Origin of the sequence: Duganella zoogloeoides (assembly GCF_034479515.1) — a bacterium.
Classification (GTDB): Bacteria; Pseudomonadota; Gammaproteobacteria; order Burkholderiales; family Burkholderiaceae_D; genus Rugamonas; species Rugamonas zoogloeoides.
In genome coordinates this window covers 1,049,766-1,074,226 of sequence record NZ_CP140152.1, presented here as the reverse complement: position 1 = coordinate 1,074,226, position 24,461 = coordinate 1,049,766, and the positions used below count along the sequence as shown (strand labels likewise).

Genomic DNA, 24,461 nt, shown 5'->3' with positions numbered 1-24,461 from the left:
GACATCCGGATGGTTCGGCAGCACACTTCGACAACACTCGCTTCATGGTCTCTGGTCGCGGCAGCCAGCCTGCTCACCGCCTGCACCACCTACACGGTGCGCCCCACGGACGGCGCGTCCGAGCCTGCCGTGGTCCGCACCATCGACCAGGACCAGCCGGTGGTCACCGCCAAGATGGCGGCGGCCCGCGAAGAACTGGGCCAGATGGTGGCGCTGCAAGACCGCCTGTACCGCATTGCCGCCCCGCTCCTGATCAATAACGCCGACCTGTGCCGCTCGCAGGCGCGCAACCTGCTGGGCTTTACCGCCAAGAACCGCTACTCTTACTCGGGCGAATACGTCGACGCCGCCACCGCAGTGCTCAACTATGGCGACCGCCTGGAAGTGGCCAGCGTGCTCGCCGGCAGCGGCGCCGCCAAGGCCGGCCTCAAACAAGGCGACATCCTGCTGGCCGCCGAAGGCAAGGAACTGCCGCGTGGCGCCAACGCCGAAACGCAAGCGGCCGGCATTCTAGGCCCGCTCGCGTCCAGCAACAAAACCCTGAACCTGATGGTCGAGCGCAAGAACGTCAACGTGCCGCTCAAGGTGCCCGTCACGCGCGCCTGCGCCTTTAAAATCGACATCGGCAATGTCGACAACATCAACGCCTACGCCGACGGCCAGCGCGTGCTGATCACGCGCGGCATGGTCAATTTCGCCCAGTCCGACGAAGCGATTGCCTACGTGCTGGCCAAGGACATGGCCCACAACATCCTCGGCCATGCCGCCACCACGCGTTCGGCCTACACGGTGGCCAGCATCATCGACAACCTGGTCACCATTCGTCCCGACACCTCCATGCTGATCGGCAGCGCCGGCGTGAAGCCGATGCCGCAGGAGCTCGATGGCGCCGCCGACCGCCTGTCGCTCTACATGGTGGCACGCGCCGGCTACAGCACGGCCGGCGCCCGCGCCTTCTGGCAGCGCCTGACCACGCAGTATCCGGCCACGGTCCTCAACGGCTACACCGCCAATCACCCTTCGGTGAACTATCGCCTGTCGGTGATCGACAAGACCGTCGCCGAAATCCGCAGCAAGCAGTCTTCCAACAAACCGCTGGTGCCGTAGGAGTCATCGATGAACAAGTCCACCCTGTCGGTCGTGGTGTGCCTGTTGTTTGCGGCAGCGGGCGGCGCCCAGGCCGCGCAATGGGCCAAGGTGGGCGGCGCCTCGGGCGGCGCCGGCAATGTCTATTACATCGACCGCGCCAGCGTGATCAAGAAGGAAAAAACGCGCAAGGTGTGGTCGCTGCACTCGTTCGCGCGCGCGCAGAATTCGCCCGAAGGCAAGCCGTACAAATCGGTGAAGGCGCTGCACCTGTATTCTTGCGAAGACCGCACCACTGTCCTGCTCTCGCAGGTGTTTTACCCGGAAGCCATGGGCAAAGGCGAGGCGCTGGAAACCTACAAGTACGAGAAATTCACGGCGGAAGATATCGTCCCTGACAGCCCGTATGACAATGCACTGGCCATCGTCTGCAAGCCGTAGATCGCCTGGCAAAGCCTCCAGAGCTGCGTTGCAGCTCCTCGCCGTACGCTCGTACCGTCTTCGTCGCTGCGCCTTGCTCTGTAAGCTTTGCCAGTCGATCTAACATCGTCAGGTGAAATTCGGGAAGTCCGGGAACACGGTGGCCATCAGCCACGTGAGCGCGCCGCACAGCAGCACCACGCCGACCAGCACCAGCAGCAGGCGGCCGAATTTCGGAGCGTCTTCATCGTCGTAGTCGTCCTCCCTGTCTTCGTAATGATTCGGTTCGGTCATGGCGTGCCTGCACGGTTCGGAGAGGCATAGTATATTCCAACCATGGACAGCATCGATCTCGAAGTACTCAAAACCAGCGCCGCGTGGATCGCCTCCGGGCGCCGCTGTGAACTCATCACCGTCATCAAGACCTGGGGCAGCAGCCCGCGTCCGATCGGCGCCACCCTGGCCATCTGCGACGATGGCACCGTGATCGGCTCGGTCTCGGGCGGCTGTATCGAGGACGACCTGATCGCACGCGTGCGCGATCATGGCATCAGCCGCACGGCGCCCGAAATCGTCAGCTACGGCATCACCGCCGACGAGGCGCACCGTTTCGGCCTGCCCTGCGGCGGCACCATCGAACTGGCAATCGAACCGCTGGCACAGCACAGCCGCATCGCCGAGCTGCTCGAACGGCTCGAACGCCACGAACTGGTGCAGCGCCGGCTCGACCTGCACACCGGTGCGGTGGAACTGTCGGTGGCGCCGCCCGGCGCGCAGATGCAGGTCAGCGACCGCGCCATGGTCACGCTGCACGGTCCGCGCTGGCGGTTGCTGATCATCGGCGCCGGCCAGTTGTCGCGCTTCCTGGCGCAGATCGCCACCGCCATGGACTATCACGTGATCGTGTGCGACCCGCGCGAGGAATACCGCGCCGGCTGGCACGTGGACGGCGTGCAGCTGGTGCACGACATGCCCGACGATACGGTCACCGCCATGCGGCTCGACCATCGCAGCGCTGTGGTCGCGCTCACCCACGATCCCAAGCTCGACGACCTGGCGCTGATGGAAGCGCTGAAGTCCGACGCGTTTTATGTCGGCGCGATCGGCTCGCGCCTGAACAACAGCAAGCGCCGCGAGCGGCTGCTGCAATTCGACCTGACGCCGGCCCAACTGGCACGGCTGCACGGGCCGATCGGCCTCTACATCGGCAGCAAGACGCCGTCGGAAATCGCCATCTCGATCCTGGCCGAACTGACCGCGACCAAGAACGGCGTGCCGACAGGGATGCTGGTGCCGCACGCGGCGGCACCCACTGCGCCGGGTGCCGATGTGTGCGTGGTGGAGACCGGCGCTGTTTAGTCTGAAAGCCCAAAGGGGGCCGGGCGGGGACGCCGGGTCCCTTCCGGGTTCGGCCACCGCGCCAAGCCGTGCAGGATAAAAGCAAGAACCGGCTGGTATTCCCCTGCGCGCTGCGGGACAATGGCACCATGAGCACAGCCAACCTCCTCCGCCTGATTTTCCTCGCCGCCATCTGGGGCGGCTCTTTCCTCTTCATGCGCATCGCCGCGCCCGTGCTCGGTGCGCCGGTGCTGATCGAATACCGCGTGCTGTTTGCCGCGCTGTTCCTGGCCGTGATGGCGCTGGTGCTGAAAAAGCCGCTGGCCCTGCGCCAGCACTGGAAACACTACCTGATCCTGGGCCTGGTCAATTCCGCGCTGCCGTTTCTCCTGTTCGCGTTTGCCGCGCGCACGCTGTCGGTGTCGCTGATGGCGGTGCTCAACGCCAGCACGCCGCTGTGGGGCACCTTGATCGCAGCGGTGTGGTCGCGTCACCCGATCACGCCCAAGGTGGCGATCGGCCTGCTGTTAGGGGCGTGCGGGGTGGCGCTGCTGGTCGGCTTCGACCACGTGACGTCCAAGCCCGGCGCCGGCATCGCCATCGTGGCCGTGCTGTGCGCCTCGTTCATGTATGGCGTGGCCAGTAACTACACGAGCAGCGCGGCCAGTGCGCAAGGCGTGGAACCGTTCGCCAACGCCCACGGTTCGATGTGGGCCTCGGTGCTGCTGGTGCTGCCGGTGGTGCCGTTCTTCCCGGCGCCGGCCACGCCCACCATCGGCGTGATGGGCGCGGTGATCGCGCTGGGGGTGCTGTGCAGCGGCGTGGCCTACCTGATCTACTTCCGCCTGATCCAGGACGTGGGGCCGTCGTCGGCGCTGACCGTGACGTTCCTCAGTCCCCTGTTCGGCATCCTGTGGGGCGTGCTGTTCGCCGACGAAACGATCCATTGGTACACGGTCGCCGGCGCCGGCATCGTGGTCGTGGGCACTGCACTGGTGACGGGCTTCCGTCCGAAATTCGGCGCGCTGCGCAAGGCCCGCGCCTGATGGCCGGCCCCACCTTCACGTTCGAGCTGGCGCCCGGCTATCGCCTGCACGACGTGCTGGCCTTCCACCGCCGCGATACCGAGGCGGTGGCCGAGCAGGTCAGTGAAACCCGGCTGCGCAAGGGCGTGATGCTGGGCGGCGTGCCGGTGCTGCTGGACGTGGCCTTCGAGGGCCTGGCCGTTGATCGATACGGCAGCGCCAGCCTGCCAGGACGCGCGACCTGCACGGTGCACGCCGACGGCAAGATGTCCGCTGCCACGCGCCGCCGCCTGGAAGTGCAAGCGCATGACGCCGCGCTCAACATCCTCGGCCTGCGCATCGATCCGGCGCCGTTTTGCGCATTTGCTGCCGACGATCCGCTGCTGGGGGCGCTGGTGCGCGCGCAACCGGGCCTGCTGATCGTGCAGTCGGCCACCGTGTTCGAGGCGTTGACCTGGGCCGTGATCGGCCAGCAGATCAACCTGTCGTTCGCCATCGCGCTGCGCCGCACCCTGATCGAGCTGGCCGGGCGCCGCCACAGCAGCGGCTTGTGGTGTTACCCGGGACCAGGGGACGTGGCGGTGCTGGAACTCGACGCACTGCTGGCCCGCAAATTTTCGCGTGCCAAAGCGGAGACCTTGCTGCGGCTGGCGCAACTGGTGCACAGCGGCGCGCTCGATCTCGAGCCTTCGCCCACCAACAGCATCGAACAGATTTCGGCGGCGCTGCTGGCGATCAAGGGTATCGGCCCGTGGACCGTCAATTACGGCCTGCTGCGCGGCTACGGCCATGCCGACTGTTCGCTGCACGGGGACGTCGCCATCCGCGCCGCTCTGCAGGCGCTGCTCGGCGAAGACGCCAAGCCCGCCATGGCGCGCACCGAACAACTGTTGGCACGCTATGCCCCGCACCGGACCATGGCGGCGGCGCACTTGTGGGCGAGTTTGCATCCGCCCGTCAGCGATGAGTAAAAAATCACGGCGCAAATGAAAAAAACGCTGACTTCTTTCGAAATCAGCGTTTTTAGTATTTGGTTGCGGGGACAGGATTTGAACCTGTGACCTTCGGGTTATGAGCCCGACGAGCTGCCAGACTGCTCCACCCCGCGTCTGTATGGATGTATTATAGGGCAGTTCAGGGGATTAGGCAATATTAATCCCGAAATGATTGCCGATAGGCCGAATAAATCCGCAGAGCCCCTTTCAACGGGCATGTCCGCGTGCCGCAATCGGTGTAAAGTAGGCAAATGAACAAACCATCCCGACCAGTCAGCATCTGCCTATGAAATATTGTTCCGAATGCGCCGCCGCCGTCACCCTGACGATCCCCGCTGGCGATAACCGCCCCCGTTTTGTCTGCACCAACTGCGGCACGATCCACTATCAAAATCCGAAAATGGTGCTGGGTTCGATCCCGGTCTGGGAGCGCGACGGCGAACTCAAGGTGCTGTTGTGCAAGCGCGCGATCGAACCGCGTCATGGCTACTGGACCCTGCCTGCCGGCTTCATGGAAAACGGCGAAACCACGGCCCAGGCGGCGATCCGCGAAACCGAGGAGGAAGCCGGCGCCCACATCGCACTCGGCAAGCTGTTTTCGATGCTGAACGTGGTGCGCGTACAGCAGGTGCACATGTTTTACCTGGCCACCCTGCTCGACCTCGATTTTGCGCCCGGCATCGAAAGCCTGGACGTGCAATTGTTCAGCGAGGCGGAGATTCCGTGGGACGACCTGGCCTTCCCCACCATCCGCGCCACGCTCGAACTGTTCTTTGCCGACCGTGCCCGCATGCGCGAAGCGGGTACCCGGGACGACTACGGTTTCCATGAACACGATATCCACCGGGCCATGCGTTCGGACGATGCCACGTGATCCCTTGGCTCGACACCGATACCCCCTTCCCCGATGTCTCGACCGCGCTCACCCGCGAGGCGCCGGGGCTGCTGGCCGCCGGCGCCGACCTGTCGCCGCAGCGGCTGTTGACGGCTTACCGGCACGGCATCTTCCCGTGGTTTTCCGAAGGCCAGCCCATCCTGTGGTGGAGCACCGATCCGCGCATGGTCTTGATGACCGACCAGTTCCGGGTCAGCGACAGCCTGCGCAAGACCTTGCGCAAAGTGGAGCGTGAACGCACCAACCCGGACGGCGGACGGTGGCAGGTGCGCTTCGATAGTGCATTCGAGCAGGTCATGCGCGCGTGCGCCGCACCGCGCCGCGACGGCCCCGGCACCTGGATTTCGGAAGACATCATTGCCGGCTACACCGGCTTGCACCGGCTGGGCTACGCACACAGCGCCGAGGTATGGCTTGATGGCGAACTGGTCGGGGGCGCGTACGGCGTCTCGATCGGGCGCATGTTCTATGGCGAATCGATGTTTGCCCGCGTGACGGACGGCTCCAAGATCGCCCTGGCTTACCTGGTGCGGTTCTTGCAAGACCATGGCGTCCAGATGATTGATTGCCAACAGGAAACTAACCACCTGGCCTCGCTGGGCGCCGCACCGATTCCGCGTGAGCGCTTTTTAGTACACTTGCGCAACAATATTGGCTTACCTCAAATCAAGGACTGGGAACCGATTGCGCCGCTGGCTCCGCGCCGTTAAGCTGGAGCAAAATCCTGCGACACGGTTCCTTGATTAACGCTATTATTGGTCAAAAGAACAACCGCCCGGTCATACACCAAGTATGGGGCACCGAACTAGGACCGGCATGACGCACCTGAACGAACTGCCTTTTGCGACGCTGCAGTTTTATACCACCGCGCCCTACCCGTGCTCGTATCTCGACGGGCGCCAGGCACGCTCGCAAGTCGCCACCCCGTCGCACCTGATCAATGCCGATGTGTATTCGGAACTGGTCAAGAACGGCTTCCGGCGCAGCGGCATCTTTACTTACCGCCCGTATTGCGACGGTTGCCAGGCCTGCATCCCGGTGCGGGTGGTGGTCGATCAATTCCTGCCCAGCCGAGGCCAGCGCCGTGCGTGGGCACGCCATGGCGACCTGATCGCGGGCGTGGCCACGCTGTCCTTCTCCGACGAACATTACGATTTGTACCTGCGCTACCAGAGCAAGCGCCATGCCGGTGGCGGCATGGACCAGGACAGCCGCGACCAGTATGCCCAGTTCCTGCTGCAAAGCCGGGTCAACACGCGGCTGGTGGAGTTTCGCGAACCGGGCGGCGTGCTGCGCATGGTCAGCATCATCGACGTGCTGTCCGATGGCCTGTCGTCGGTGTACACGTTTTTCGATCCCGACGTCGAAGGCGCGTCGTACGGCACGTTCAACATCCTTTGGCAAATCTCGCAGGCGCGCGAATTGAAGCTGCCCTACGTATATCTTGGCTATTGGATCAAGGAAAGCCAGAAAATGTCCTATAAAACCAACTTCAAACCGCTGGAAGCGCGCATCAAAGGCGTGTGGAGTGTACTGGGCGACTGATAAAATACGGGCGAACAACATCCAGAGCGCCCTCATGTCCCAAAACTTCCTGTACTCCCTGGCCCGTCCGCTGCTGTTCTCCATGGACGCCGAGCAAGCCCACCACACCACCCTGCCCGCGCTCAAGCGCGCTGCCGCGCTTGGCCTGACCAAGCTGGTCAAACAACCGGCGGCCGATCCGCGCACGGTGATGGGCATCACGTTCAAGAACCCGGTGGGCCTGGCGGCTGGCCTCGACAAGGACGGCGCCTATATCGACGCGCTGGCCGACCTCGGTTTCGGTTCGATCGAAGTGGGCACCGTCACGCCGCGTGCGCAGGCCGGCAATCCCAAGCCGCGCATGTTCCGCCTGCCCGAGGCGCACGGCATCATCAACCGCATGGGGTTTAATAACGGCGGTGTCGATGCCTTCGTGGCCAATGTGCAGTCGTCGCGCTTTTACCAGGACAAGGCCGGCGTGCTGGGCCTCAATATCGGCAAGAACGCCGACACCCCGATCGAACGCGCCACCGACGACTATCTGCACTGCCTGCAAAAAGTTTATCCGTACGCCAGCTATGTCACCGTCAACATCTCGTCGCCCAACACCAAGAACCTGCGTCAGCTGCAAGGCGGCTCCGAGCTCGACGGCCTGCTGGGCACCTTGAAAGAGGCCCAGTTGCGCCTGGCTGACCAGCACAAGCGCTACGTGCCGCTGGCCCTGAAAATCGCACCGGACATGGACGGCGACCAGGTCAAGAACATTGCCGACGCGCTGGTGCGCCACCGGATCGATGGCGTGATCGCTACCAACACCACCCTGAGCCGCGACGCGGTGACCGGCATGCGGCACGGCGCCGAAGCCGGCGGCCTGTCGGGCGCGCCCGTGTTCGCGCTGTCGAACACTGTCATCAAGCTGCTCAAGGCGGAACTGGGCGACGCGCTGCCGATCATCGGCGTGGGCGGCATCATGCGCGGGGCGGACGCGAAAGTAAAAATGGACTGCGGCGCGCAACTGGTGCAACTGTACAGCGGCTTGATTTATGCCGGCCCGGCCCTGGTGCGCGACTGCGCCGACGCTGTGCGTGGCAAATAAAGGAAACGACATGGAAAAAACAGCACTGGGCGCGAGCGGCCTGAACGTCTCGAAAATCTGCCTCGGCACCATGACCTTCGGGGAGCAGAATACCGAAGCCGAGGCGCACAGCCAGCTCGACTACGCCTTCGAGCGCGGCATTAATTTCATCGATACCGCCGAGATGTACCCGGTGATGCCGCGCGCCGAGACGCAAGGTTCCACCGAGCGCTACATCGGCACCTGGCTCAAGAAAAGCGGCTTGCGCGACCAGGTCGTGCTGGCCACCAAGGCGGCCGGGCCCAATCCCAACCTGACCTGGGTACGCGACGGCAAGCAGAACCTGGACGCGGCCAGCCTGCGCGCAGCGGTCGAGACCAGCTTGCAGCGGCTGCAAACCGACCATATCGATTTATACCAATTGCACTGGCCCAGCCGCAACACGCCGATCTTCGGCAGCACCGTGTTCAATCCCGACAACGAGCGCGACTGCGTGGCCATCGAAGACACGCTGGCGGCATTGGGCGATTTGATTAAAGAAGGCAAGATCGGGGCGATCGGCGTGTCGAACGAATCGAGCTGGGGTGTGAGCGAGTTCATCAAGCACTCCGAGAAAGGCCTGCCGCGCATCGCGTCGATCCAGAACCTGTACAACCTCACCGCGCGCCACTACGAGACCAGCCTGCTGGACGAGACCTGCTTCCGTGAAAACGTGGGATTGCTGGCATACAGCCCGCTGGCGTTCGGCCAGTTGACGGGCAAGTACCACGACGATCCGAAGGCGCACGGCCGCCTGACCATCTTCCCGCCAAGCTGGAGCCCGCGCTACCTGCGGCCATCGGTGCTGGAGGCCGTGGCGCAGTACACCAAACTCGCCCGCGAGAATGGCATGACGCCGACGCAGCTGGCGCTGGCGTGGTGCTACTCGCGCTGGTTCGTGGCTTCGACCATCATTGGCGCCACCACGCTGGCGCAGTTGAAGGAAAATATCGATGCGTTTGAAGTAAAACTGTCGCCGGAGGTGGTCGAGGCGGTGAATGCGATTCACGCCCGCATCACCAACCCCGGCCAGTAATCACCGCAGTAAGCACTCCCAATAAGCACTACCGGTGGTGGCTAGTCGCCGCCACCATTCAACGCGGTCTCGATATCGGACCGCTTCAGATCCGGCGCAAATTGCAGGATGAAGTCGTACGCATACGAGCGCAGGTAAGCGCCACGGCGCACCGCGAGGCGCGTCGTGTTCGACGCGAACAGGTGCGACGCTTCCACCGCGCGCATGCCCTTGTCACGGCCGTGGTCGAACGCCATCGACGCCACGATGCCCACGCCCAGCCCCAGCGACACGTACTGCTTGATCACGTCCGAATCCATCGCCGTCAACATGATGTCGGGCTTGAGGCCGGCCTGGTTGAAGGCCGCGTCGATATGGCCGCGGCCGGTAAAGCCCACGTCATACGTAATCAGCGGGAATTCCGCCAGGTCTTCGAGCCGGATCGGACTGCGCGACAGCAGCGGGTGGCCGTCCGGCACCACGATGATGTGGCTCCAGCGGTAGCACGGGAACGATACCAGGTCAGGGAACTGCGACAGGCCCTCGGTGGCGATGCCGATATCGGTCTTGCCCGACAAAATCCATTCGGCAATGTGCTCGGGCGCGCTCTGCTGCAAGGCGATGCGCACGTCCGGGTACGCGGCGCGGAAGCCCTGCACCACCTTCGGCAACGCATAGCGGGCCTGGGTGTGGGTAGCTGCCACGCTCAGGGTGCCGCTTTGCTGGCCCGTGTATTCGAGGCTGGCCTGCTGCAGGTTTTCGGCCTCGATCAGCAGGCGGTCGATGATTTTCAGGATGCCCTTGCCCGGCTCCGTCATGCCGGTCAGGCGCTTGCCGTTGCGTTCGAAAATCACCACGCCCAACTCGTCCTCGAGCTCGCGGATCTGGCGGCTCACGCCCGGTTGCGACGTGAACAGCGCGTTGGCCACTTCGGTCAGGTTATAGCCGCGCCGGGCCGCTTCGCGGATCGAGCGCAATTGCTGGAAGTTCATAACGGCGCTCCTGCATCGACAAACACATGCAGCCGCTTCGGCCGCACGACCAGGGTCTCGCCTTCTTTGAGCTGCAAATTGGTGAAACGTTCGTTCGACATCACCGCCTCGATCAGCTCGGACGTGTCGCCGCGTTCGAGGTCGAGCTGGGCCAGCGGGCCGATCGCGTGCGCGCGGCGCAGCTTGACCACGATGCCTTCGGCGCCCGGCGTGTAGCGGTCGATTTCCAGGTCGTGCGGGCGCACATACGCCGTGCCCTTGCCGTTCTTGCCTTCGCCATTTTGCTGGCCCGGCACCTGGAAGCTGGCGTCGCCGCTGGCCAGGATGCCGTCCTGCACGCGGCCATGGAACATGTTCACATTGCCAAGGAAGCCGTACACGAACGGCGACGCGGGATGGTTGTACACCTGGTCCGGCGCGCCGATCTGCTCAACGTTACCCTTGTTCATCAGCACGACCTGGTCGGCCACTTCCAGCGCTTCTTCCTGGTCGTGGGTGACGAAAATACTGGTCACGTGCAGGTCGTCGTGAAGGCGGCGCAGCCAGCGGCGCAGTTCCTTGCGCACCTTGGCGTCCAAGGCGCCGAACGGCTCGTCGAGCAGCAGCACGCGCGGTTCCACCGCCAGCGCGCGCGCCAGGGCGATACGCTGGCGTTGGCCGCCCGACAGTTGCGGCGGATAGCGGTCGGCCAGCCAGTCCAGTTGCACCAGCTCCAGCAAGTCTTTTACTTTACGGCGGATCTGGTCTTCGGACGGCCGCTCGGCGCGCGGTTTGACACGCAGGCCGAAGGCGACGTTCTCGAACACGGTCATGTGCTTGAACAGCGCATAGTGCTGGAACACGAAGCCCACCTGGCGCTCGCGCACATGGCGGTGCGAGGCGTCGTCGTTATCCAGCAGCACCTGGCCCGAATCGGGATGTTCGAGGCCGGCGATGATGCGCAACAAGGTGGTCTTGCCGCAGCCGGACGGTCCCAGCAGCGCGGTCAGTTCGCCTTGCGGGAAGTCGAGCGAAACATTGTTGAGGGCGACGAAATCGCCGAAACGCTTGTTGATGTTTTTAACTTCGATCGACATGTTACTGCTCCTTGATACGGGCATCTTCGACGCGCGATTCGTTCAGGCGCCAGGAGATAAAGGATTTCAGGGCCAGCGTCACCAGGGCCAGCAAGGCCAGCAGGGACGCCACGGCAAAGGCTGCGGCAAAGTTGTATTCGTTGTAGAGAATTTCCACTTGCAGCGGCATGGTGTTGGTCTCGCCACGGATGTGGCCGGACACCACCGACACCGCGCCAAACTCGCCCATCGCGCGGGCATTACACAAGATCACGCCGTACAGCAGGCCCCACTTGATGTTGGGCAGCGTCACGCGGCGGAAGGTATTCCAGCCCGAGGCGCCCAGGACGATGGCCGCTTCTTCTTCCTCGCTACCCTGCGCCTGCATCAGCGGGATCAGCTCGCGCGCCACGAACGGGAACGTCACGAAAATGGTCGCCAGCACGATGCCCGGCACCGCGAACAGGATCTTGATGTCGTGCTTGTACAGCCACTCGCCGAACCAGCCCTGGGCGCCGAACAGCAGCACGTAAATCAGGCCCGAAATTACCGGCGACACCGAGAACGGCAAGTCGATCAGCGTGAGCAAAAAGCTTTTGCCACGGAACTCGAACTTGGCGATACACCACGACGCCGCAATACCGAATACCAGGTTCAGCGGCACGGCAATCGCGGCCGTGATCAGGGTCAGTTTGATGGCCGAGATCGCGTCTTCCTCGACGATGGCGGCCACGTACGCTTCCCAACCCTTGCGCAACGCTTCGGCAAACACGGCAACCAGCGGCACGAACAGGAACACGGTCAGGAACAGCAGCGCGACCGCGATCAGCGCATTGCGCACCCAGCGCGGCTCGAGGATTTGCGGGGCCGACGGCAGTTCGCCGCGACGCGCAGGAGTATTAACACCGCTCATTATTTACCCGACTTTCCGCGAGCCCAGGCTTGCAAGAGATTGATCGCCAACAGCATGAGGAACGACACCACCAGCATCACCACCGCGATTGCGGTCGCGCCGGCGTAGTCGTACTGCTCGAGCTTGGTGATGATGAACAGCGGCGTGATTTCCGACACCATCGGCATATTACCGGCGATGAAAATCACCGAACCGAACTCGCCGGTGGCGCGCGCAAACGCCAGCGCGAAACCGGTCATCAGCGATGGCAAAATCGTCGGGAACACCACGCGGCTGAAGGTCTGGAACGCATTGGCGCCCAGGCTGGCGGCGGCCTCTTCCAGCTCGCGTTCGGCGTCCTCGAGCACCGGTTGCACGGTGCGCACCACGAACGGCAAGCCGATAAAGGTCAGCGCCACCACCACGCCCAGCGGCGTAAACGCCACCTTGATGCCGAGCACGCCTTCGATGAACTGGCCGAACCAGCCGTTGGCCGAGTACAGCGCGGTCAGCGTGATACCGGCCACGGCGGTGGGCAGCGCGAACGGCAGGTCCACCAGCGCATCGACGATGCGCTTGCCCGGAAACTCGTAGCGCACCAGCACCCAGGCCACGATGCCGCCAAAGATGACGTTGATGAAGGCGCCGATCAGCGAGGCGCCAAACGTCAGGCGATACGAGGCCATCACGCGGTCGGATGTGACAGCGGCAATAAAGCCTTCCCAGGTCATGGTAAAGGTCTTGAGGAAAATCGCCGACAGCGGGATCAGGACGATCAACGCCAGGTAAAAGATGGTGAACCCGAGCGAGAGCCGGAAACCGGGCATCACGCGGAAAGGCGCGCCCCGTGCGGCAACGGGTGCCGTGGCGGGCGCTGCTAAGACTGCTGACATGTACGCTCCCTTATTACATAAACTTCTATAAGGGCTGCATAGTCTCACTTGTGCTTCATTCTACAAACGAAGCAATTTTTATTTAGTTAGATCAATCAGCTATAACGAGTCCAGCATTCCTAGCTTTTAAAAATCAGTTTGAAGGCCACCGTTACCAGGATCACCGCCAGCAAGCCGCGCAGCAGCTTCTCGGGCACCGCGCGCGCCACGTAGGAACCAAGCGTGATGCCCGGGAGCGAACCGACCAGCAGCGCCAGCAGCAGATTCCAGTCGATGGACCCGAGCCACCAGTGACCGATGGCCGCAATCGCCGTCAACGGCACCGCGTAGGCAATGTCGGTCCCGGCCACTTCGGCAGCGGTCAGGCGCGGGTACAGCAGCACCAGCACGGTTGCGCCAATGGCGCCGGCGCCGATCGAGGAAATGGTGACCAGCACCCCCAGCACGGCGCCGGACACGATGGTCGCAAGCGCCAGCGAGCGGCCTTGCAGCTGGCGTTCCGGATGCGCGGTGATCCACTCGAGCATCTTGCGCTTGAACAGCAAGGCAACCACGGTGAGCAGCACCGAGCCGCCGATCATGTAACGGATCAGCTGGCCGATGTCCTGGTTGAGGGTGCCGAAATACTTGAGCGAGAGACTGGCCAGCAGCGCGGCCGGCAAGGCGCCGATGCACAGGCGGCGCACGATATCCCAGTGCACGGTGCCGCGCAGGCGGTGGGTGAACGTGCCCACACCCTTGGTGATCGAGGCAAAAGCGAGGTCGGTGCCCACGGCCACGGCCGGCGACACGCCAAACAGCAGGGTCAACAGCGGCGTCATCAATGAACCGCCACCAACGCCGGTCATGCCGACCAGCAGGCCAACCGCAAAACCCGATACAACGAAAGATACATCCATGCAAAAATCCCCAAAGTAGGCCGCAGAGTACCTACTTCGGGGAAATTATCAAACAACAGCATCGTTATTTGCTTATGCGCTTACTGTACTTGGTGCGCGCCGATATGCATTACTTGTTCGGCTGCGGTGTCACGCGCAGATAAGGGCGCGCAGCCGTAAAGCCTTTTGGATACTTTTGCTTCAGCACTTCCGGATCTTGCACGGTCAGCGGGATGATGACGTCGTCGCCGTCTTTCCAGTTGCCGGGCGTGGCCACGGTGTAGCCGTCGGTCAGTTGCAGGGCGTCGATCACGCGCAGCACTTCGTCGAAGTTGCGGCCGGTGCTCATCGGGTAGGTCAGCGACAGGCGCACTTTCTTGGCCGGGTCGATCACGAACAGCGTGCGCACGGTGGCGGTGGTCGAAGCATTCGGGTGGATCATGTCGTACAGCGACGACACCGAGCGGTCTTCGTCGGCAATGATCGGGAAGCCGACCACGGTGTCTTGCGTCTGCTCGATGTCGCTGATCCAGGCCGCGTGTTTTTCAGCCGGATCGACCGACAATGCGATCGCCTTGACGTTGCGCTTGTCGAATTCCGGTTTCAGCTTGGCGGTCAGGCCAAGCTCGGTGGTGCACACCGGGGTGAAGTCGGCCGGGTGCGAGAACAGCACCACCCAGGAATCGCCCGCCCACTCGTGGAACTTGAGCTTGCCAATCGAGGAATCCTGTTCAAAATCAGGGGCGACGTCGCCCAGTCGTAAAGTCATAGTGGTCTCCTGAAAGAGGACCCGATCGGTGGATCAGTGGGTCCGGGATTGCGTATTGTGCGCTTGTTCTGCCAAAAAATACAACATTTCCAGTCCTTCGGGCCAGTCGCCCAGGCCGGACTCGGCGTTGATATGGCCGAGCGGTCCGCCGTTGACGAACCGGCTCTGCCAGCGCTCTGCCCAGCAGGCCGCGCGCGGCGCCGCCATCCAGGGATCGTTGGTGCTGCCGACCATGACGGAAGGTCGCGCCAGTGGTTCCAGCGGCAACTGGTCCACCACGTCGAATTTTTCCGGATCGGCCGGCGCCACCAGCAGCACGCCCGCCACGTTGGACGGATCGCGCGCCAGGCTGTGCACGGTGGCCAGGCTGCCGAAGCTGTGCGCCACGATCAGCGTGGGCCGGGTATCGCTGCCCTGCTGGCGCAGCTGGTCCACGCGCGCCGACCACCGCGCCAGGTCGGGCACATCCCAGTCATCCTGCTCCACGCGCTCGAAGGCCGGGAACAAACGCTGCCACCGGCTTTGCCAGTGGTCCGGTCCGCTGTTATGCAGACCGGGCGCGATCAGGACACGGAATTCGGCAAGCGCGTGGACCATGATGATTGATTACCTCGGTTGCTTATTTAGGCTGATAAATCTGGTCGAACACGCCGCCATCCGAGAAGTGTACCTTCTGGGCACGGGTCCAGTCGCCGGCGACATCGGCGATGGTGAACAGCTTGACGGCCGGGAACTGGCTGGCGTATTTCTTCGCTTCCTTCTCCACTGCGGGGCGGTAATAGTTCTTGGCGATGATTTCCTGCGCTGCATCGGTGTACAGGAAGTTCAGGTAAGCCTCGGCCACCTTGCGGGTACCGCGCTTGTCCACGACCTTGTCAACCACGGCCACTGGCGGCTCGGCCAGGATCGAGACCGATGGGGCGATGATGTCGAACTTGGTCGGACCCAGTTCCTTGATCGCCAGTAGCGCTTCGTTTTCCCACGCGATCAGCACGTCGCCGATGCCGCGTTCAACGAAAGTGGTGGTAGCGCCACGGGCGCCCGAGTCCAGCACCGGCACGTTTTTATACAGCTTGCCGAGGAAATCTTTAGCGGACGCTTCGGTGCCGCCGGGCTGGCGCAGCGCGTAGCCGTAGGCGGCCAGGTGGTTCCAGCGGGCGCCGCCCGAGGTTTTCGGATTCGGGGTGATGACGGCCACCCCTGGTTTGACCAGGTCGTTCCAGTCCTTGATGCCTTTAGGATTGCCCTTGCGGACCAGGAACACGATGGTGGAGGTGTACGGGGTGCTGTTGTGGGGCAGCTTTTTCTGCCAGTCCGGCGCCAGCAGTTTTTTCTCGGCGATGGCGTCGATGTCGTAGGCCAGCGCCAGCGACACCACGTCCGCTTCCAGGCCGTCGATCACGGCGCGGCCCTGCTTGCCCGAGCCGCCGTGCGATTGCTTGATCTTGACGTTGTCGCCAGTCTTGGCTTTCCAGTCCTTGGCAAAGGCGGCGTTCACGTCGGCATACAGCTCACGCGTGGGATCGTACGATACGTTCAGCAAAGAAATATCTGCAGCGAACGATGGCGCGGCGGTAACAACAGTGGTCGCGGCCAGGATGGCAGCGGCAATAATTTTTTTGGACAGCATCGTGATCCCCTGGTTGTGAAGGCCCCAGATTACTGCTGTCCTTTATAAATGAGAACTAAGCTTTTAGCAGTTCAATATACCGCAATCTTATATAGAACTTTTCAGCAAGATTCCTGCTCAGTAAAATCTATTGAACAGCACCACGCCCCAGGTCGCTGCCGCCAGCAGGCAAGCCAGCAATACGGCTGCGCTACCGAAATCCTTGGCGTTTTTCGACAGCGGATGGCGCTCGAGCGAAATCCGGTCCACCACCGCTTCGATCGCCGAATTGATCAGTTCCACGATCAGGATCAGCACCATCACCGCGATCAGCACCAGTTTTTCAAACGCCGAAATGCGCAGCGCCAGCGCGATGGCGGCGGCGACGACGAACAGCACCAGCTCCTGGCGAAACGCGTGTTCATGGCGCCAGGCGGACTTGAGGCCATCCATCGAGTAGAAAAATGCCGAAAATATCCGTTTCAGGCCGCTTTTGCTCTTGAACTCGCTCACTGGTTCCATGTTGGGGGTCTGTGTAAAAAGATAAGATTATGCATCAAGTGCTGCGTTTTTTCACATTATGGTATAAAGTAATATCACTTTACTGCATTGCACCAACCATATGATGAAAGCAGAGACACCGACAGAGCAAAAGACCACGATCCAGGTCATCGACCGCATGATGGCGTTGCTCGACGCGCTGGCGCGCTACCCGGATCCGGTCAGCCTCAAGGAATTGTCCAAGGTCTCGGGGTTGCACCCTTCCACCGCGCACCGCATCCTCAACGACATGGTGGTCACGCGGTTCGTTGACCGCATCGAACCGGGCACTTACCGGCTCGGCATGCGCCTGCTGGAGCTGGGCAACGTCGTCAAGAGCCGGCTGTCGGTACGCGAAGCGGCGCTGGACTTCATGCGCGCGCTGCACAAGAAAACCCAGCAAACCATCAACCTGTCGGTACGCCAGGGCGACGAGATCGTCTATATCGACCGCGCGTTCTCGGAGCGCTCGGGCATGCAGGTGGTGCGCGCCATCGGTGGCCGCGGGCCGCTGCACCTCACCTCCACCGGCAAGCTGTTTTTATCGGTCGATGAGCCCAAGGCCATCCGCGCGTATGCCACGCGCACCGGGCTGGCCGGCCACAACAAGAATTCGATCACGGATTTGTCCAAGCTCGAGCGCGAGCTGAGCCTGGTGAAGTCGCGCGGCTATGCGCGCGACAATGAAGAACTGGAACTGGGCGTGCGCTGCATGGCCGCCGGCATCCGCGACGATAGCGGCAAACTGATTGCCGGGCTGTCGATCTCGGCGCCGGCCGATCGCTTGCAGGAAGACTGGCTGGAAGACCTGGTCGTTACCGCCAACCAGATCTCCGCCACCCTCGGTTACATGCCGGTGGAATAAACCGGCGCGGCGCCGGCGCCGATGTTCAGCGCGGCCGGCTTCAGTGCTTCGATCCACTTGCGGATACGGCCGGCATCGGCCACCCGCGACTGCGTGCCCTTGGAATCGAGGAACACCATGATCACGGAACGGCCTTCGATCACCGCCTGCATCAGCAGGCAACGGCCCGCTTCGTTGATAAAACCGGTTTTCTGCAAACCGATCGACCAGTCCGGGCTGGCCACCAGGCGGTTGGTCGTGCCGAATTGCATCGGACGGCCATTCGCTTCGACGATGGCGTTGGTGTCGGTGGAGAACTGGCGCAGCATCGGGTGTTCATAAGCGGCAATCGCCAGCTTGGCCAGGTCGCGCGCGCTGGCCACATTCATTTTCGACAGGCCGCTCGAATCGACGTAATGGGTGTCGCTCATGCCCAGTTCGCGCGCCTTGGCGTTCATGGCTTCGACAAACGCAGGCTTGCCACCCGGATAGTTGCGGCCCAGTGCCGACGCAGCGCGGTTTTCCGAACTCATCAAGGCGATATGCAGCATGTTGGCGCGCGTCAGCTGGGCGCCCACGCGCAGGCGCGAGCTGCTGAACTTGGCGCGATCGACGTCGTCGTCGGTCACGGTCAGCACTTCATCCATGTCCTGGTTCGCTTCCACCACGACCAGACCGGTCATCATCTTGGTGATCGAGGCGATCGGCAAAGCGATGTTGGAATTCTTTTCAAACAGCACTTCCGAATTGGCCTGGTCGAGCACCAGCGCCACGTTCGATTTCAGGTCGAGCGGATCGCGGGTGGCGGACAGGCCGGCCAGGTCGCCCATGGTGGCAAACGCCGGGGCGGCCGTGATCAGGCGCTGGTAGCTGACTTTCTTGCGGCCATTGACGCGTGTAATACGCTTGACCACGCGGCCTTCCACCCGGGGCGCGGACAGGCGCACGGTCTGGCGCGCCTTGGTTTTTTTGACTTGTGCCTTCTTGGGCGTGGCAGTTTCTGCGTGAGCGATGCTGGCCGTGGTCAGGCCGGCGGAGGCAAACATCAGCGAAATGACGGCACTGAGCGCTAGTTTATACATTCATTTCCCCAGGAAGAACAAACAAAAGTCACAAATTGATCGTTGCAGTGTAGCAAAATGCTGCGCCAGCGCAAGCAAAATTCTCCCTGCTGACCAGATTGGTTGCGGATCCGCCATATGCGAATCGCAACGCGTGTTCAAACAGATATCACGAAATAAATTTAACAAATTCGTCGAGCGCCATGCGCTCGGTGACCAAGGTGTTCTCGACCTTGCTCACATCGGCATAGCCAAGGGCCATGCCGCAGACCACCATTTCATGGTCGGGCAGCGCCAACTGGGCGGCAATCACCCGATGATACTGGGTAAACGCGGCCTGTGGACAGGTATCTAGCCCACGGCCGCGCGCAGCGACCATCACGCTTTGCAGGAACATGCCGTAGTCGAGCCACGAACCCTGCGCCATCACCCGGTCGATGGTAAAGATCAGTCCCACCGGCGCGCCGAAAAAGTCGTAATTCTTGCCGTGTTGGGCGGCCATGCCGGCCTTGTTGTCGCGCGTGAGGCCCAGCAGCGCGTACAGGTCCCAGCCCACCTTGCGGCGGCGGTCGATGAACGGCGACTTCCACTCAGTTGGATAGTAGGCGTATTCCTCGGTGTGCTGGCGCGCCTGCGCCGGGTCGTTATGCAGGGCCAGGATGGCATCCGACAGTGACCGCTTGGCCTCGCCTTCGAGCACATACACTTTCCACGGCTGGGTATTGGTGCCCGACGGCGCCCTGCCCGCCACCTGCAGGATGTGGGCGATGTCTTCGCGCGCGACCGCTTGCGGCAGGTAGGCGCGGATCGAGCGGCGCGACGTGATGGCGGCGTCCACCGCCTGTTGTTCGGGAGTCATCACTGGTTTTTCCTTATTTCGATTTACTGACAACAAAGAATACCCCGGCGACGGCCAGCGCCATGCCAGCCATGCCGAGGGCGTTGAACGCTTCGCCGAACATCAGCCACGCCATCAGCGCGGTGGTCGGCGGCGTCAGATAAAGCAAGCTGGTCACTTGAGTGGCGTCGCTGCGGCGGATCAGCGCGAACAGCAGGAAGATCGCGCCGATCGACACCGCCAGCACCGCCCAGGCCAGCGCGCCGATAAAGTGCGGCGTCCACTGCACCGCAGCAAAGTCCGGCCCCATCCCTTCAAAAATGATAGCCAGCGGCAAGATCACCATGGTGGACGCCGTAAACTGGATCACCGTGCCGGTGCGCAAGTCGAATTGTGGGCAATAACGTTTCTGGTACAAGGTGCCGGCGGTAATCGATACCAGCGCCAGCACGCACAGGGCAATCGCCGCAAACGACAGGCCGACCAGCTCGATCTTGGCTGCAACCACCAGCGCCACCCCGCCAATGCCGAACAATAGTCCCAGCCACTGGCGCGGCCGCACGGTTTCGCCGATCAGCGGCGCGGCAAACGCGGTCAGGATCGGCTGCATGCCCACGATCAGGGCCGACAGACCGGCCGGCATGCCCAGCTTGATCGCGCACCACACGCCGCCCAGGTAGCCGGCGTGCAGCAACACGCCGGCTAGCGCAATGTGCAGTACCTTGCCGTGCGGCCAGGGCGCACGCAACAGCAATACCAGTGGCGCCAGGATAGCCAGCACGCCCAGAAAACGCAGGACGATAAAGGTCAGCGGCGGCGCGTAAGGCAGGCCGAACTTGGCAACGATGAAACCGCTGCTCCACAAAAACACGAAAAACAACGGAATTGGCGACAGAAAAGAAGCGGTGCGGGGAGCGGTGACGGCGGCGGACGGGTCAGGCATGTCAAGTTACTATCAGTCTAATAGGATATCGGCTATGCCGAACAGGTGCTCGTCGAGTCTAGCACGGGAGAGGCAGCCTCATGGGGAAGAGCCGCCGGAGGCCAGTCATGGCGCGGTTCCGCATGGATATTTACTTGCAAGGAAACAAATAACCGGCAGTCGCTTTGCTTACCTGAAACTAACACTCATGCCTTGATGCAACGCACAAAAAATCGCTTGACTTAATTTTTGAAGGCCGTAAAATCGGTCTTGTTGCGTTGCACAATTTGTGATTCGGTCTGAAACGTGGATGACTGCATTCTGGTCTGTTCTGGTCGTTTCGCACCGACAGTAAAAACAGTAAGAAACCTCATTCAAGCCCTATTTTCTGGAGAGTTAAATGTTTTCGATCCCTGAGCAATTTTCCAATGCGACCAAAGCCAACTTCGAAGCCCAGTTCGCCATCTTCTCGGCACTGACCAACAAAGCATTCGAAGGCGTCGAAAAACTGGTTGACCTGAACCTGACCGCCGCCAAAGCTTCGCTGGAAGAATCGTCGAACACCGCCAAGCAACTGCTGTCGGCCAAAGACCCGCAAGAATTCTTCGCGCTGGCTTCTGCTCAAGCCCAGCCGAATGCTGAAAAAACCCTGGCTTACAGCCGTCACCTGGCCACCATCGCTTCGAGCACCGGCGCCGAGTTCAGCAAAGCTGCCGAAACGCAAATCGCCGAAACCAACCGCAAAGTCATTTCGCTGGTGGAAGAAGTGAGCAAGAACGCCCCGGCCGGCAGCGAAAACGCGATCGCCCTGTTCAAATCGGCCATCGGCAACGCCAATGCCGGTTACGAGCAAATGACCCGTACCGCCAAGCAAGCCGCCGAGTCGATCGAAACCAACCTGAACCAGGCCGTCAGCCAGTTCACCGCCGCTGCCGCCAAAGCCGCGCCGGTACGTGCCTGATCAGTAGCAACCTCCTCCTCGTCCGCTCGCGGACGACCTTGAAAGCCCCGGACTCCGGGGCTTTTTTTTATTCCGCTTCGGGCCGCAGCAGCCGCAAGGTATTGACGGCAGTCACCAGGTCGGAAATCGAGTCGGCCGCCATCTTGCGCATCACGCTGGCGCGATGCAGCTTGATCGTGTGTTCGACCGTGCCCAGCTCCGCTGCGATCTGCTTGTTGAGCCGGCCGGCTACCACCAGGTCCAGCACCTGGCGTTCACGCCGGGTCAACTGGCTCAACCGCGCCTGGATCGCTTCAACCAGGTCGCGCTCATCGAGGCGCTTGCGGTTCAATGCCAAGGCGAGCTCTACCGAATCGAGCAAGACATCCGCCTCTACCGGCTTGGTCAGAAAGTCGCAGGCGCCCAGCTTCATGGCGCGTACGCTATTGGCGACGTCGCCGTTGCCGGTCAGGAAAATGATCGGCAGCAGTGAGCGGCAGCGCAGTAGGTGTTCCTGCAATGCCGGTCCCGGCATGTCCGGCATGGAGATGTCGAGGATGATGCAGCCATGGCGTCCGAGGTCGGCATGTTCGAGGAACAGTCGCGCCGAGCCATAAGGTTCGATTACATACGACGTGGCGAAAAACAGGCGCTCCACCGAGCGCAGGATGAAGGGATCGTCGTCGATCAGGAACACGCAGGGGGGCTTAGCGGGGGTCATCGAGGGGCATGGTGAATTCTACAAGAGAGCCGACAGGAACGAGCGGCTGGGCCGTGATCTCGCCGCCGTGGGCATTGACGATTTTTTTGCAAATATTGAGGCCCAGTCCCAGTCCGCCCTCCTTGGTGGTGAAGAACGCCGCAAAAATCTCGGCCTGGCAACTGGTGGGGAAACCGCAGCCGGTATCGGCCACCGACAACAAGGCAAACCGCGCGCCGGCGCGGCGTGCCGACAAGGTGATGGTGCGCCGTGCCGGCGGCAAGTCCTTGACGGCATCGACCGCGTTCATCAGCAGGTTGACGAGCACCTGCTGCAACTGGATGGCGTCACCCCGGATATACAGGCCGGGCTCGCATTGCTCGTGCACCACGATCTGCTTTTGCGTAAAGTCGTGGCGCAGCAGCGTTTGCACCGTGGCATACACCCTGGACACATACACCTTGTCTGCGGCCTGGGTGCCAGGGAACAACAAACGGCGGACGCGGACGATTACGGCGGTGGCCATCTGGGCCTGGTGGATGATGTCGAGCACGATCGCCAGGTGGGCGGCAGGGTCGAGCCGGTGGCTCTTGATCATCATTTCCGCCGCCTGGCTGTTGGTGAGGATCGAACTCAGCGGCTGGCTCAACTCGTGCGCCACCGCGCCCGTCATTTCCCCGGCCATGGTCACCCGCGCCAGGTGGAACATTTTCACTTCGCTGTCCTTGAGGGCGATGGCCGCTTCCAGCTCGCGCGAGCGGGCGTTATGCATGGCCAGGCGCAAGGTTTTCATCGAGTGGGCAATGGAAAAGCCGAGCGCCACCACGGCAAAGATCGTCGTCTGCGCCAGGTAGAAATTCTTCTCCAAAAGATACTGGACGGTGAACACATTGTTCAGGCTGAGCAGCTTCATGCTGAGCGACACGCCCATCGGAAAAAAGGCAACAAAGAAAAACAGCGCGTCGATATTTTTCTGCCAGCACAGGCGGATTGCCAGCATCGCCAGCAACACGATATCGATCAGCATCAAGTGGCCGATGACCGCGTAGGCCACCGCATAGCCGGCCATGAATATCCACGTCACGGCAGCGAACAACAGGCAGATCACGATGTCGTAAAGGCAGATCAGCAAGGACGGCGTGTGTGCCGCCAGCCGCAGGAACTGGCGGGCGAACAGAAAGAAAAAGCCGCCGCCCATGGAAAAGCAGGTCAGCAATACCAGGTTGTTGGCCTCGGGATAGGTGCGCAGCAGCAGCTCGGCGCTGACGCCGTAGTACACCAGGTTGGTGCACACGGTGAGAAACAAAAAGGCTGAAAACAGCAGGTAGGTATTTTCCCGCGTCAGCCCGTACAGGAACAGGCTGCACAGGCAAAACGCCAGCAGGCAGCCGAAATACGCGCCCAGGTAGAATTTTTCCAGCGAACGATACGCCATGAAGTCTTGCGCTGCCAGCAGGGACAGCGGCGGCGACTCGAGAAAGCCGTCATGCGAAGCCATGTGCAGGTACACCTGCAGGTGCTCGCCCGGACGCACGGTCAGCGGCAACGACAGCGTGTGATTGCGCTGATAACGAAAGTCGAACGGCCGCCGGTCGCCGCTGGCAACGCTGGTCTTCAACTGGTCGAGCTCGGCGTCGAACACATACCAGTCCACGTAATCCTGCAAGGGCGTCTTCAGGTCGAGCACCACGCTTTGTTCCTGCGTGGACGAGTTGCCCAGTTCCAGCCGCACCCACCACGCCGAACCGGTAAAGCCAAAGCGCGGCGATTTTCCACTGGCATGGCGCCAGCCGGCCTGGTTGTGCACGTCCGCAATCGTCTGCCTGGCCGAGCGGTCTTCGAACAGGTCGTAGCGCAGGATCACCCCCAGTTGGCCAGCGTCGGCCACGTCGTAAAACGCTTGCTGGTGGGGGGCTGCGGCTGCGGCCGGGATGGCCATGACCATCAGCGCGGCCAGCCAGTACCATGCTGCTGCTATGTTTATTCCCTTTACTGCGCGCTGCATGGTGGCTTTCTGCATTTCCTGACACATCAATATACCGGCGCACCAGCGGGCGATCAATAGAACCATGGTGTAGTGGCCGCGCTGTTGCGGACGCGCTATGCTCGGCTCAAA

Annotated in this window: 27 protein-coding genes and 1 tRNA gene; 12 read left to right on the top strand and 16 right to left on the bottom strand. The window is 62.1% G+C overall.

What is annotated here, in order from left to right:
- Nucleotides 1-9 precede the first annotated feature (9 nt).
- Nucleotides 10-1,107 (top strand): M48 family metallopeptidase, encoded by a 1,098-nt coding sequence (locus SR858_RS04715; protein WP_019922891.1) that lies wholly within the window; start codon nucleotides 10-12, stop codon nucleotides 1,105-1,107.
- Nucleotides 1,108-1,116: 9 nt separating this feature from the next.
- Nucleotides 1,117-1,527 carry a surface-adhesin E family protein gene (locus SR858_RS04710; RefSeq protein ID WP_019922892.1) on the top strand — a complete coding sequence of 137 codons (411 nt, stop codon included), beginning with the start codon at nucleotides 1,117-1,119 and terminating at the stop codon, nucleotides 1,525-1,527.
- A 108-nt stretch (nucleotides 1,528-1,635) separates the two neighbouring features.
- On the opposite strand, the gene SR858_RS04705 is transcribed toward SR858_RS04710, so the two are convergent.
- Nucleotides 1,636-1,800 (bottom strand): hypothetical protein, encoded by a 165-nt coding sequence (locus SR858_RS04705; RefSeq protein WP_019922893.1) that lies wholly within the window; start codon nucleotides 1,798-1,800, stop codon nucleotides 1,636-1,638.
- Between the two features lie 42 nt (nucleotides 1,801-1,842).
- Here SR858_RS04705 and SR858_RS04700 point away from each other — a divergent pair, with 42 nt between their 5' ends.
- The 3 genes from SR858_RS04700 (at nucleotide 1,843) to SR858_RS04690 (ending at nucleotide 4,840) form a co-directional block, all read left to right on the top strand.
- Nucleotides 1,843-2,865 carry an XdhC family protein gene (locus SR858_RS04700; RefSeq protein WP_019922894.1) on the top strand — a complete coding sequence of 341 codons (1,023 nt, stop codon included), beginning with the start codon at nucleotides 1,843-1,845 and terminating at the stop codon, nucleotides 2,863-2,865.
- Nucleotides 2,866-2,993: 128 nt separating this feature from the next.
- Nucleotides 2,994-3,890 carry a DMT family transporter gene (locus tag SR858_RS04695; RefSeq protein WP_026637472.1) on the top strand — a complete coding sequence of 299 codons (897 nt, stop codon included), beginning with the start codon at nucleotides 2,994-2,996 and terminating at the stop codon, nucleotides 3,888-3,890.
- Nucleotides 3,890-4,840 (top strand): DNA-3-methyladenine glycosylase 2, encoded by a 951-nt coding sequence (locus SR858_RS04690; protein WP_019922896.1) that lies wholly within the window; start codon nucleotides 3,890-3,892, stop codon nucleotides 4,838-4,840. The genes SR858_RS04695 and SR858_RS04690 overlap by 1 nt, the downstream gene beginning before the upstream one ends.
- Before the next feature lie 60 nt (nucleotides 4,841-4,900).
- On the opposite strand, the gene SR858_RS04685 is transcribed toward SR858_RS04690, so the two are convergent.
- Nucleotides 4,901-4,977: transfer RNA gene (locus tag SR858_RS04685), tRNA-Met, on the bottom strand.
- 173 nt (nucleotides 4,978-5,150) lie between these two features.
- Here SR858_RS04685 and SR858_RS04680 point away from each other — a divergent pair.
- The 5 genes from SR858_RS04680 (at nucleotide 5,151) to SR858_RS04660 (ending at nucleotide 9,433) form a co-directional block, all read left to right on the top strand.
- Nucleotides 5,151-5,738 carry an NUDIX hydrolase gene (locus SR858_RS04680; RefSeq protein WP_019922897.1) on the top strand — a complete coding sequence of 196 codons (588 nt, stop codon included), beginning with the start codon at nucleotides 5,151-5,153 and terminating at the stop codon, nucleotides 5,736-5,738.
- Nucleotides 5,735-6,469, top strand: a complete 735-nt coding sequence (aat, locus tag SR858_RS04675) for a leucyl/phenylalanyl-tRNA--protein transferase (protein WP_019922898.1) — start codon at nucleotides 5,735-5,737, stop codon at nucleotides 6,467-6,469. The genes SR858_RS04680 and aat overlap by 4 nt, the downstream gene beginning before the upstream one ends.
- 106 nt (nucleotides 6,470-6,575) lie before the next feature.
- Nucleotides 6,576-7,304: an arginyltransferase gene (locus tag SR858_RS04670; protein ID WP_019922899.1), complete on the top strand. Its 729-nt coding sequence runs from the start codon at nucleotides 6,576-6,578 to the stop codon at nucleotides 7,302-7,304.
- A gap of 34 nt (nucleotides 7,305-7,338) precedes the next feature.
- Nucleotides 7,339-8,379 carry a quinone-dependent dihydroorotate dehydrogenase gene (locus tag SR858_RS04665; RefSeq protein ID WP_019922900.1) on the top strand — a complete coding sequence of 347 codons (1,041 nt, stop codon included), beginning with the start codon at nucleotides 7,339-7,341 and terminating at the stop codon, nucleotides 8,377-8,379.
- A 10-nt stretch (nucleotides 8,380-8,389) separates the two neighbouring features.
- Complete coding sequence (locus SR858_RS04660) at nucleotides 8,390-9,433, top strand: aldo/keto reductase (RefSeq protein WP_019922901.1); 1,044 nt, start codon at nucleotides 8,390-8,392, stop codon at nucleotides 9,431-9,433.
- 41 nt (nucleotides 9,434-9,474) lie between these two features.
- Here SR858_RS04660 and SR858_RS04655 read toward each other — a convergent pair whose 3' ends face one another.
- The 9 genes from SR858_RS04655 to SR858_RS04615 form a co-directional block, all read right to left on the bottom strand.
- Nucleotides 9,475-10,404 carry a CysB family HTH-type transcriptional regulator gene (locus SR858_RS04655; protein ID WP_019922902.1) on the bottom strand — a complete coding sequence of 310 codons (930 nt, stop codon included), beginning with the start codon at nucleotides 10,402-10,404 and terminating at the stop codon, nucleotides 9,475-9,477.
- On the bottom strand, nucleotides 10,401-11,480 hold the full coding sequence (locus SR858_RS04650) for a sulfate/molybdate ABC transporter ATP-binding protein (RefSeq protein WP_019922903.1): 1,080 nt from the start codon (nucleotides 11,478-11,480) through the stop codon (nucleotides 10,401-10,403). Before SR858_RS04650 ends, SR858_RS04655 begins: the two co-directional genes overlap by 4 nt.
- Before the next feature lies 1 nt (nucleotide 11,481).
- Nucleotides 11,482-12,372, bottom strand: a complete 891-nt coding sequence (gene cysW, locus SR858_RS04645) for a sulfate ABC transporter permease subunit CysW (RefSeq protein ID WP_019922904.1) — start codon at nucleotides 12,370-12,372, stop codon at nucleotides 11,482-11,484.
- A complete protein-coding gene (cysT, locus tag SR858_RS04640) occupies nucleotides 12,372-13,244 on the bottom strand; it encodes a sulfate ABC transporter permease subunit CysT (protein WP_026637473.1) in 873 nt (290 codons plus the stop codon). Before cysT ends, cysW begins: the two co-directional genes overlap by 1 nt.
- A gap of 119 nt (nucleotides 13,245-13,363) precedes the next feature.
- The gene (locus SR858_RS04635; RefSeq protein ID WP_019922906.1) at nucleotides 13,364-14,143 is read right to left on the bottom strand and encodes a sulfite exporter TauE/SafE family protein; all 780 of its coding nucleotides are present in this window, start codon (nucleotides 14,141-14,143) and stop codon (nucleotides 13,364-13,366) included.
- A 109-nt stretch (nucleotides 14,144-14,252) separates the two neighbouring features.
- Nucleotides 14,253-14,891 (bottom strand): peroxiredoxin, encoded by a 639-nt coding sequence (locus SR858_RS04630; protein WP_019922907.1) that lies wholly within the window; start codon nucleotides 14,889-14,891, stop codon nucleotides 14,253-14,255.
- A 33-nt stretch (nucleotides 14,892-14,924) separates the two neighbouring features.
- On the bottom strand, nucleotides 14,925-15,488 hold the full coding sequence (locus SR858_RS04625; RefSeq protein WP_019922908.1) for an RBBP9/YdeN family alpha/beta hydrolase: 564 nt from the start codon (nucleotides 15,486-15,488) through the stop codon (nucleotides 14,925-14,927).
- A gap of 22 nt (nucleotides 15,489-15,510) precedes the next feature.
- Complete coding sequence (locus SR858_RS04620) at nucleotides 15,511-16,521, bottom strand: sulfate ABC transporter substrate-binding protein (RefSeq protein ID WP_019922909.1); 1,011 nt, start codon at nucleotides 16,519-16,521, stop codon at nucleotides 15,511-15,513.
- Nucleotides 16,522-16,638: 117 nt separating this feature from the next.
- Nucleotides 16,639-17,022 (bottom strand): diacylglycerol kinase, encoded by a 384-nt coding sequence (locus tag SR858_RS04615; RefSeq protein WP_019922910.1) that lies wholly within the window; start codon nucleotides 17,020-17,022, stop codon nucleotides 16,639-16,641.
- 103 nt (nucleotides 17,023-17,125) lie between these two features.
- On the opposite strand from SR858_RS04615, the gene SR858_RS04610 reads away from it, so the two are divergent.
- The gene (locus SR858_RS04610) at nucleotides 17,126-17,905 is read left to right on the top strand and encodes an IclR family transcriptional regulator (RefSeq protein WP_026637474.1); all 780 of its coding nucleotides are present in this window, start codon (nucleotides 17,126-17,128) and stop codon (nucleotides 17,903-17,905) included.
- Here SR858_RS04610 and pbpG read toward each other — a convergent pair.
- The 3 genes from pbpG to SR858_RS04595 all read right to left on the bottom strand — a co-directional run bounded on the left by pbpG (nucleotide 17,887) and on the right by SR858_RS04595 (nucleotide 20,726).
- Complete coding sequence (gene pbpG, locus SR858_RS04605) at nucleotides 17,887-18,966, bottom strand: D-alanyl-D-alanine endopeptidase (RefSeq protein ID WP_019922912.1); 1,080 nt, start codon at nucleotides 18,964-18,966, stop codon at nucleotides 17,887-17,889. The two genes, SR858_RS04610 and pbpG, sit on opposite strands and share 19 nt — an antisense overlap.
- Nucleotides 18,967-19,114: 148 nt before the next feature.
- Nucleotides 19,115-19,804 carry a nitroreductase gene (locus SR858_RS04600; RefSeq protein WP_019922913.1) on the bottom strand — a complete coding sequence of 230 codons (690 nt, stop codon included), beginning with the start codon at nucleotides 19,802-19,804 and terminating at the stop codon, nucleotides 19,115-19,117.
- Between the two features lie 13 nt (nucleotides 19,805-19,817).
- The gene (locus tag SR858_RS04595) at nucleotides 19,818-20,726 is read right to left on the bottom strand and encodes a DMT family transporter (RefSeq protein ID WP_026637475.1); all 909 of its coding nucleotides are present in this window, start codon (nucleotides 20,724-20,726) and stop codon (nucleotides 19,818-19,820) included.
- A gap of 379 nt (nucleotides 20,727-21,105) precedes the next feature.
- On the opposite strand from SR858_RS04595, the gene SR858_RS04590 reads away from it, so the two are divergent.
- Nucleotides 21,106-21,666: a phasin family protein gene (locus SR858_RS04590; protein ID WP_019922915.1), complete on the top strand. Its 561-nt coding sequence runs from the start codon at nucleotides 21,106-21,108 to the stop codon at nucleotides 21,664-21,666.
- 67 nt (nucleotides 21,667-21,733) lie between these two features.
- Here SR858_RS04590 and SR858_RS04585 read toward each other — a convergent pair whose 3' ends face one another.
- Both SR858_RS04585 and SR858_RS04580 read right to left on the bottom strand, forming a co-directional pair.
- On the bottom strand, nucleotides 21,734-22,366 hold the full coding sequence (locus tag SR858_RS04585; RefSeq protein ID WP_026637476.1) for a response regulator transcription factor: 633 nt from the start codon (nucleotides 22,364-22,366) through the stop codon (nucleotides 21,734-21,736).
- Complete coding sequence (locus SR858_RS04580) at nucleotides 22,353-24,350, bottom strand: sensor histidine kinase (protein ID WP_322534470.1); 1,998 nt, start codon at nucleotides 24,348-24,350, stop codon at nucleotides 22,353-22,355. Before SR858_RS04580 ends, SR858_RS04585 begins: the two co-directional genes overlap by 14 nt.
- Nucleotides 24,351-24,461: the final 111 nt, after the last annotated feature.